The organism is Streptomyces spiramenti, assembly GCF_012034385.1.
Classification (GTDB): Bacteria; Actinomycetota; Actinomycetes; order Streptomycetales; family Streptomycetaceae; genus Streptomyces; species Streptomyces spiramenti.
On sequence record NZ_JAAVJB010000246.1, the window covers coordinates 1 to 6944 of the forward strand.

The 6944-nt window shown below is 75.8% G+C and carries 6 protein-coding genes and 1 pseudogene; 3 read left to right on the forward strand and 4 right to left on the reverse strand.

The features are described from left to right. Positions 1-192 (reverse strand): annotated as a pseudogene (locus tag HCJ92_RS24455) (hypothetical protein); the annotation flags it as partial. Positions 193-286: 94 nt separating this feature from the next. Here HCJ92_RS24455 and HCJ92_RS20640 point away from each other — a divergent pair. Together HCJ92_RS20640 and HCJ92_RS20645 are read left to right on the forward strand one after the other, a co-directional pair. Beyond that, entirely contained in the window at positions 287-1573 is a 1287-nt protein-coding gene (locus HCJ92_RS20640; RefSeq protein ID WP_167935121.1) for a class I SAM-dependent methyltransferase, read from the forward strand. A gap of 161 nt (positions 1574-1734) precedes the next feature. After that, entirely contained in the window at positions 1735-2175 is a 441-nt protein-coding gene (locus HCJ92_RS20645) for a hypothetical protein (protein WP_167935122.1), read from the forward strand. Between the two features lie 60 nt (positions 2176-2235). On the opposite strand, the gene HCJ92_RS20650 is transcribed toward HCJ92_RS20645, so the two are convergent. Continuing rightward, positions 2236-3660 carry a sensor histidine kinase gene (locus HCJ92_RS20650; RefSeq protein ID WP_167935123.1) on the reverse strand — a complete coding sequence of 475 codons (1425 nt, stop codon included), beginning with the start codon at positions 3658-3660 and terminating at the stop codon, positions 2236-2238. Next, a complete protein-coding gene (locus tag HCJ92_RS20655) occupies positions 3650-4294 on the reverse strand; it encodes a hypothetical protein (protein ID WP_167935124.1) in 645 nt (214 codons plus the stop codon). Before HCJ92_RS20655 ends, HCJ92_RS20650 begins: the two co-directional genes overlap by 11 nt. A gap of 316 nt (positions 4295-4610) precedes the next feature. Here HCJ92_RS20655 and HCJ92_RS20660 point away from each other — a divergent pair, with 316 nt between their 5' ends. Then, on the forward strand, positions 4611-5831 hold the full coding sequence (locus HCJ92_RS20660) for a trypsin-like serine peptidase (RefSeq protein ID WP_167935125.1): 1221 nt from the start codon (positions 4611-4613) through the stop codon (positions 5829-5831). A 139-nt stretch (positions 5832-5970) separates the two neighbouring features. On the opposite strand, the gene panD is transcribed toward HCJ92_RS20660, so the two are convergent. Then, positions 5971-6387, reverse strand: coding sequence for an aspartate 1-decarboxylase (gene panD / locus HCJ92_RS20665; protein WP_167935126.1), 417 nt, complete (start codon positions 6385-6387; stop codon positions 5971-5973). Positions 6388-6944 lie beyond the last annotated feature (557 nt).

The following is a 6944-nucleotide window of genomic DNA, read 5'->3' on the forward strand; positions in this document are numbered from 1 at the left end:
GCCGGGGAGGGCCCCGGGCGCCAGCGCGGGCGACTCCGCGGGGGCGGGGGTGGCCCCCACCGCGCCCGGTCCGACCGCCCCGGCGGTGACACCGGCGAGCGCGAGGAGTGCGACGCCCCCGAGCAGGAACCGCCGGTGGGGCCGGCCACCACGACCCGCCGCGACGGAAGCGGGAGCCGGGTCATTGGTCACATCATCTGGTACTACTTGTCGCATTTTCATGACTTCGGATCGTGGCATCGCGATCCGGCCGCCCCCCGCAGGCGTTTCCGAGCGAACGGGGACAATGACCCGTGTGGCCTCATCACACTCCCCCGACCCAGCGCCCGAGCCCACCGATCGGCGGTACGGCGGCCCCACCGACGGCACCGACGACCCCGCTGCCGACGCCTTCCGGGCGCTGCTGACCGGCCCGGGGCGTGCGCTCCTCGACCAGCTGGCCGACGGCCACCGCCCCGAGGACGAGATCGCGCTGGTCACGCGGCTGCGGCGCGATCACCCCGCTGAGCTGGTCTCCGCCGCGCTCGCCCAGGCGGCGCTGCGACGCCGGGCAGCCGCCAAGTTCGCTCCCGCCGACGCGGCGCGCATGTTCTTCACCCCCGACGGGGTCGAGCAGGCCACCCGAGCCGAGGTCGCCCGGCACCGCGCCCGGCGGTTCGCCGCCCTCGGGGTCCGCCACGTCGCCGACCTCTGCTGCGGCAACGGCGGGGACGCCGTGGAGCTGGCCCGCGCCGGCGTCCGCGTTCTCGCCGTGGACCGCTCGCCCCTGGCCTGCGCGGCGGCACGCGCCAACGCCGACGCCCTGGGCGTGGGGGATCTGGTCGAGGTCCGGCAGGACGACGTCACCACCACCGACCTCGGCGACTGCGACGCGCTCTTCGTCGACCCCGCCCGCCGTTCCGGCGGCAGCCGCCGCTTCGACCCCGAGGCGTACTCCCCCACGCTGTCCTGGTCGGTGGCAGCCGCGCGCCGGCTGCCCGTCGCCGCGCTCAAGACCGGCCCCGGCATCGACCACGCCGACCTCCCGTCCGACGCCGAGACCGAATGGGTCTCCGACGGCGGCGCGGTGAAGGAGGCGGTGCTGTGGTTCGGGACCGGGCTGCCCGGCCGCTACCGCGCCACCCTGCTCCCCGCCGGCGACAGCTTCCTCACCGCCGCGGTGGCCGACCCGCCCACCGGCGACGCCGGCCGCTTCCTCTACGAGCCGGACGGCGCCGTGATCCGCGCCCGGGGTGTCGCCGACGTCGCCGAGGAGGTCGGCGGCCGGCTGCTCGACCCGGCCATCGCCTACGTCACCGCCGACACGCTGGTGCCCACCCGCCGGGCGACCGCGTACGAGCTGACGGAGGTGCTGCCCTTCGGGTTGAAGCGGCTCAAGGCGCTGCTCCGCGAGCGGGGGATCGGCTCCCTCACCATCAAGAAGCGCGGGTTCGCCATGACCCCCGAGGAGCTGCGGGCCAAGCTCCGGCTCGAACCGCGCCGCCACCGCGCGACGGCGACGCTCTTCCTCACCCGCTCCGACGCCGGACCGCTGATGATGCTGGGCCACCCCGCCGCCGCGCCGGGCAACTGACGGCCCACGCCCGGCGGGGCGCCCGGCGCGGGCCGACCCGGCGTCACCACTGTCCGTGGTCGGTGGAACGATGGTGGAGACGATGTGACGGGCCGTCGCCCGCCGCACGCGACCGTCCGCCCGGGCGCGGCCCGCGCCGCCCCCGTCACGTAAGGATCCGCATGAGCTGGGACGTTCTGCTGACTCCGCCCGCCGACGGCACCGCCTCCCGCGGGGAGGCCCCCGAGAACCGCACCGCCCTGCCCGGCGCCGCCTCGCTCGGCACGGTCGCCGAGGTGGGCGCGGCGATCCGCGCCGCCGTACCCGCGGTGGACCTCACCGACCCGGCCTGGGGCTCGCTGGTGGGCCCGGAGTGGTCGATGGAGCTCGCCATCGGGGAGGGCGGGGAGAGCGGCCCGGTGCCCGGCGTGCTGCTGCACATCCGCGGCACCGGCGACGACGTGGTCGCCTTCGTCCACCGGCTCGCCACCGCCCTCGGGTGCCTGCCGGTCGAGGTGGGCCACGACCGACCCGTGCCCGGGGGCGAGGCGGGAGTGGCGCGGTGGCGCGCCTTCCAGGAGCACCGCGACGCCTCCCGTCGGCGCCGCCGGGTCGCCGTCTGACCCGCCGCCGCCCACCGGCGCCGGGGCGCGCGGCAGGCCGGTGGCGGTACGACAGCGCCTTCAGCGCCCCCTCGTCCGAGTGAAATCTCCGCGGCGGACCCGCTCGGTGAGCGTGCCCCCGCCGAACGCCCCGTAGCCGGAAGCAGCCCACACGGAGCGCTCGGCCGGCTCGTCGAAGTACGGCACCCGTCGCCCGTCACGCGGCACGGTCAGCACCTCCGGCGCGCGGTGTGCCCGGACCGCCGCGGCGCACTGCTCGCACGCGGGTACCTTCAGCGCGGCCGTCCGGCCGACCTGCCGCCACCGCACGCGCGGTCCCGCCGGTCCGTGCAGCGGCTGGAAGAAGCACAGCCGACCGGGCTCGACACCCGGCGCCGGGGCCGAGGCACCGTCCAGCGCGGCCGTGCCCTCCGCGACCAGCGCGATCACCCCGACCAGGTCGGGCACCTCCCGTGCGCCGTCCAGGACGGTGCCCGCCGCCGCGTAGGCGTCCAGCGCCCGGTGCAGCGCCTGCCCGGGGTCGGCGGACGGCCGCAGCACCCGCAGGGTGCGCCGCTCCCGGCGCCCGGTGCGAGAGGCGTCGGCCGACGCCTCGCGTCGCGCGTCGGGCAGCGGTACGTCGTGGTCGCTGAGCCGCTCCCCGAACTCCACCAGCTCCTGCCTGGCCCGCTGCCGCAGCTCGTCCTCGCCCGCGGTGCGCGCCACTTCGAAGACGGTGGCGGGCACCTCGTACCGCCGACCCCGCCGAGCACGCGCCACCAGCACCACCACGCCCGCCGTGACCGCCAGCAGCGGTGCGACGACCAGCGCCACCGCGCCGAACGAAACGCCGCCGGAGCCCTCCTCCGCCTCGCTCTCGTCGGGCATCCCCTCCGTGAGCTCCTCGCGGGCCCGCTCGTACTCCGCGCGCCCCTCCCCGGAGGCGGTCAGCTCCACGACGCGGGAAAGCCGCGAGTGGAGCGAGGCGTTGTAGGACGAACGGTCGAGGTTGACGGCGCGGACCGCGTACTCCCCGTCGCTCTCGGGGGACCAGGGCCACTCGTGGCCGCGGAGATGGCGGACACCGCCGCTCTCGCTGTTGGTGACGGCCACCATCGGCTCGTTCTCCGCCACGCCCAGCCGGTCGCGCACCACTTCCAGCATGGTCTCCGGGGAGCCGTCCCAGTCGTCGCCCTGCACCACCGGCACCAGCACGACGTAGAAGGGCAGCCCGGTCTCCTCGATCTCCTCCGCCAGCTCCTGCTGCCGCTCGGCGGGCAGCGCCGGCTCGAACAACGGATCGACGTACACCGGGGTCTCGCGGAGTCCCTCGGCGATGCGTTCACCGGCAGTCATACCGTCCGCGTCCTGCTGGGCGAGTGCGGGGGCCGCAGCCACCGCGAGCAGCAGTACGGCGGCGACCGCGCGGCAGGCGCCGCGCAGCAGCGCGCCGGCGGCGCGCGCCGGGCGCGGCACCAGCGGGCGGGGGGTGCGGTCAGTGGACACCTCGGGCCTCCCGGGCGGCGGTGATGAGCTTCTCCACGTCGACACCGCGCGGCCTGTCGTCGCGCAGCGGGCCGGAGAGCAGGTGGTACGGGGTCCAGCGGTTCCCCCACGGACCGTGGGCGGCACCCGCGCCGGCGACCTCCGGACCGGGTCCGGAGTCCCGCTCGCGCGGCAGGCAGAGCGTCGCTCCGGCGACGACCGGTGCCCGCCGGGCGGCGGCGCTGTCGCCGAAGTAGGCGCCGCAGGGACCGCAGACCGCCCGGCGGGCGGGCGGCCGGTCGGGCGTGCTCCACAGGTTCTCGGTCGTGGTCGCCGGGCCGTGCAGCGGGTTGAGCGAGCACAGCCGCGAGGAGAGCACCGCGGGGTCGTCCAGCACAGCGCGGCCGGCGCGCAGCAGGACGACGGCGGCGAGCAGTTCGGCGGGCGGGGTGTCGGGATCGGTGCGGCCCGAGCCGTCGCTGTCGAGGAGCAGCGCCGCCGCGTCCAGCGCGTGGAACGCGCGGTCGCGGACCGCGTCGTCGTGGCCGCCGTCGCGGTCTCCGCCGTGGGAACGACGCCGGAGGGGGCCGGGACCTCGGGGACGACCTGCGGGGTGGGTCCCCGCTCGGGGCGTGGGTTCATCGGTGTGCGGCACGGCCGCCGCGCCGGCCCGGGGGCGGGGGTCGGCGGGGGCGGTCCGCGCCTCCCTCCTTCATCGACTGGTGGCGTGTGCGCGGACGCAACTGGCCCGTACCCGGCGGGGGACGGTTCAGCCGGGCAAACGACGCTCCCGGCGTCCGAACACGGCCCTCGCCGAAGTTCTTCTCCCGGCGCGGCGTGGGGAAACGGGAACCGGGGACCCGGCTGCGGCCGTCCCCTGGGACAACGGCATAGTGGGGTCATCCCACAGCCACCGGACCTGCCGCCCGTCGCCAGGCCCATCACACGTACACCTCAGGGGGAGTTGGCTCATGTCATCGATTCGCAGGGGACCGGGGCGCCGCAGGGCGGCCGGGGCCGCGATCGCCGCGGTGACCGTGCTCGCGCTGACCGCCTCGGCGTGCGGGCCGGGCGACGACTCGGGCGACCAGGGCAAGAACCCCACCGAGGACGCCGCGGGCGAGGGCACGGGCGGGGGCGACCGGCTGGGCGAGCTGCTGGACCGGCTGCCCATCGAGGTCGACGTGGAGCAGTGGAAGGACGGGGCCTGGTCCGACTGGGACTCCGAGAACTGGCTGCGTGAGGCCGGCGAGTACATCGGCATCATCATCGAGGACTTCTGGGACCGCGAGCGCATGGAGGAGGCGGGCGGCCAGGAGAACTCGGTGGACGAGAGCGACATCGAGGAGGAGGAGTCCGCCCCCGAGACGGGCGACCCCGCCGATGACCGCGGCATCACCGACCCGTTCCCCGCCCCCTACCAGGCGGACCGCGCCGCGACGCCCTACAGCGAGAACAACCCCGGGGTCGGGAAGCTGTTCTTCGAGACCCCCGAGGGCACCGGCGTCTGCTCGGCCGCGGTCGTGCAGGACCCCGACAACCCGGGTGCGTCGAACCTCGTCGCCACCGCCGGGCACTGCGTGCACGCCGGCGTGGAGGGCGGCTGGTTCCGCCAGGTCATGTTCGTGCCCGCCTACAACGACGGCGGCCAGGACTTCGTCGACCAGCCCGCGGAGAACCCGTTCGAGCAGGTCGCGCCGTTCGGCCTGTGGTGGGCCGCCGACGTGGCGACCACCAACTACTGGATCGAGAACGGCACCATGGACGGCGGCAACGGCGCACACCAGGACTTCGCCGTGATGCGCGTCGAGCAGGAGGAGGGCAACGGCAGCTCCCTGGAGGAGCAGACCGGCGTCGCCTACGAGATCGACTTCGACGCCCCGGCCGTCGCCGGCCTGGGGACCCTGCAGAACTACGGCTACCCGCAGTCGGAGCCGTTCGACGGCGAGGTCATGCACAGCTGCACGGGCGACCCGACGCGGCTGTCGCTGGACGCCGCCGAGCCCGTGATGTACGTGCTGGGCTGCACCATGACCGCCGGTTCCTCCGGCGGGCCGTGGCTGACGGCGGACGGCGGCGAACCGCGGCTGGTCTCCGTGAACTCCATCGGCCCGGTGACGAGCACCTGGCTGGCCGGCCCGCGGATGGACGCCTCGGCCGAGGAGGTCTTCGACGTCATCCGCCAGGGCTGACGGCGGCGGGAGCGGGGCAGGTCCCGCCCCTCGCCCGACGGGCCGGGCCCGCGACCTGCTGCTCCTCGGAGCGGTGGTCGCGGGCCCGGCCCGTTGTCGTGCGATCCCCGCAGCGCGCCGGGGCCGGAGCGGCGGCGCGTCAGGCGCGCGCGACGGAGAGCGGGCTGCGCTCGGTGCCCTCGGTCGGGGCGGAGGGGTCGGCCCCCAGCTCCACCGCCCGGTTGTCGGCGTCCACGTGGACGACCCGGGGGCGAAGCGCACGCGCCTGCGCGTCCTCGACCTGGGCGTAGCTGATGAGGATCACGAGATGGCCCGGCTCGACGAGGTGGGCGGCGGCACCGTTGATGCCGATGACCCCGCTGCCTCGCTCGCCCTCGATGACGTAGGTCTCCAGCCGGCTGCCGTTGTCGATGTCGACGATGTGGACGAGTTCACCGGGCAGCAGGTCCGCCGCGTCCATCAGGTCGGCGTCCACCGTCACCGACCCCACGTAGTGGAGATCCGCGTGGGTGACGGTCGCCCGGTGGATCTTGGACTTGAACATCGTGCGCATCATCGAACTGCTCCTGCCTGGGCTCCCTGCCTGCTCTTTGCAGGTCAGGGGCGATCTGGACGCCCCGACGTTACTCGGGGTACCGAACGGGGTCCGCCGATCGGCGTGTGGCTCGTGCCGAGCCCGTGCCGACGGCTCCCGGTGCTGCGCCGGGCAGCGGTGGAACGTGCTCGTCCGCCGTGCCGGACTCGGTCTCGGCGTCCCCACAAGCCTACGCAAGCCCGTGGTAGGACGGCCGTGACCACCGTCACTCGGTGCCGGGCCGCTGGGCGTCGACGGGCGCCGTCGCGGGCACGGGCGGGTCGGTGGCCCGGGATCGGCGGGTTCGCTCGACGGTGCGGCACCGGCGCGGGGTTCGTGTGGCACCCCGGGCCGGCTCCCCGGGGAACGGACGTCGGCCCGCGTCCGGGCGCCGCCCGGCACACAGCGGGACGCGCACCGGGCGGCGGCGAACCGCCGACGGGGGTGCACCGCGCGTCGCACGGTGCACCCCCGTCTGTGTCGGGTGGGTCGGGTCGCCGTCAGACCGGGGCGGTCTCCGCCGTGCGGCGCAGGTCCCG

Coding starts and splice junctions, on each gene's coding strand:
- panD (WP_167935126.1), bottom strand. CDS start 6,387: ATGATGCGCACGATGTTCAAGTCCAAGATCCACCGGGCGACCGTCACC.
- HCJ92_RS20660 (WP_167935125.1), top strand. CDS start 4,611: ATGTCATCGATTCGCAGGGGACCGGGGCGCCGCAGGGCGGCCGGGGCC.
- HCJ92_RS20640 (WP_167935121.1), top strand. CDS start 287: ATGACCCGTGTGGCCTCATCACACTCCCCCGACCCAGCGCCCGAGCCC.
- HCJ92_RS20645 (WP_167935122.1), top strand. CDS start 1,735: ATGAGCTGGGACGTTCTGCTGACTCCGCCCGCCGACGGCACCGCCTCC.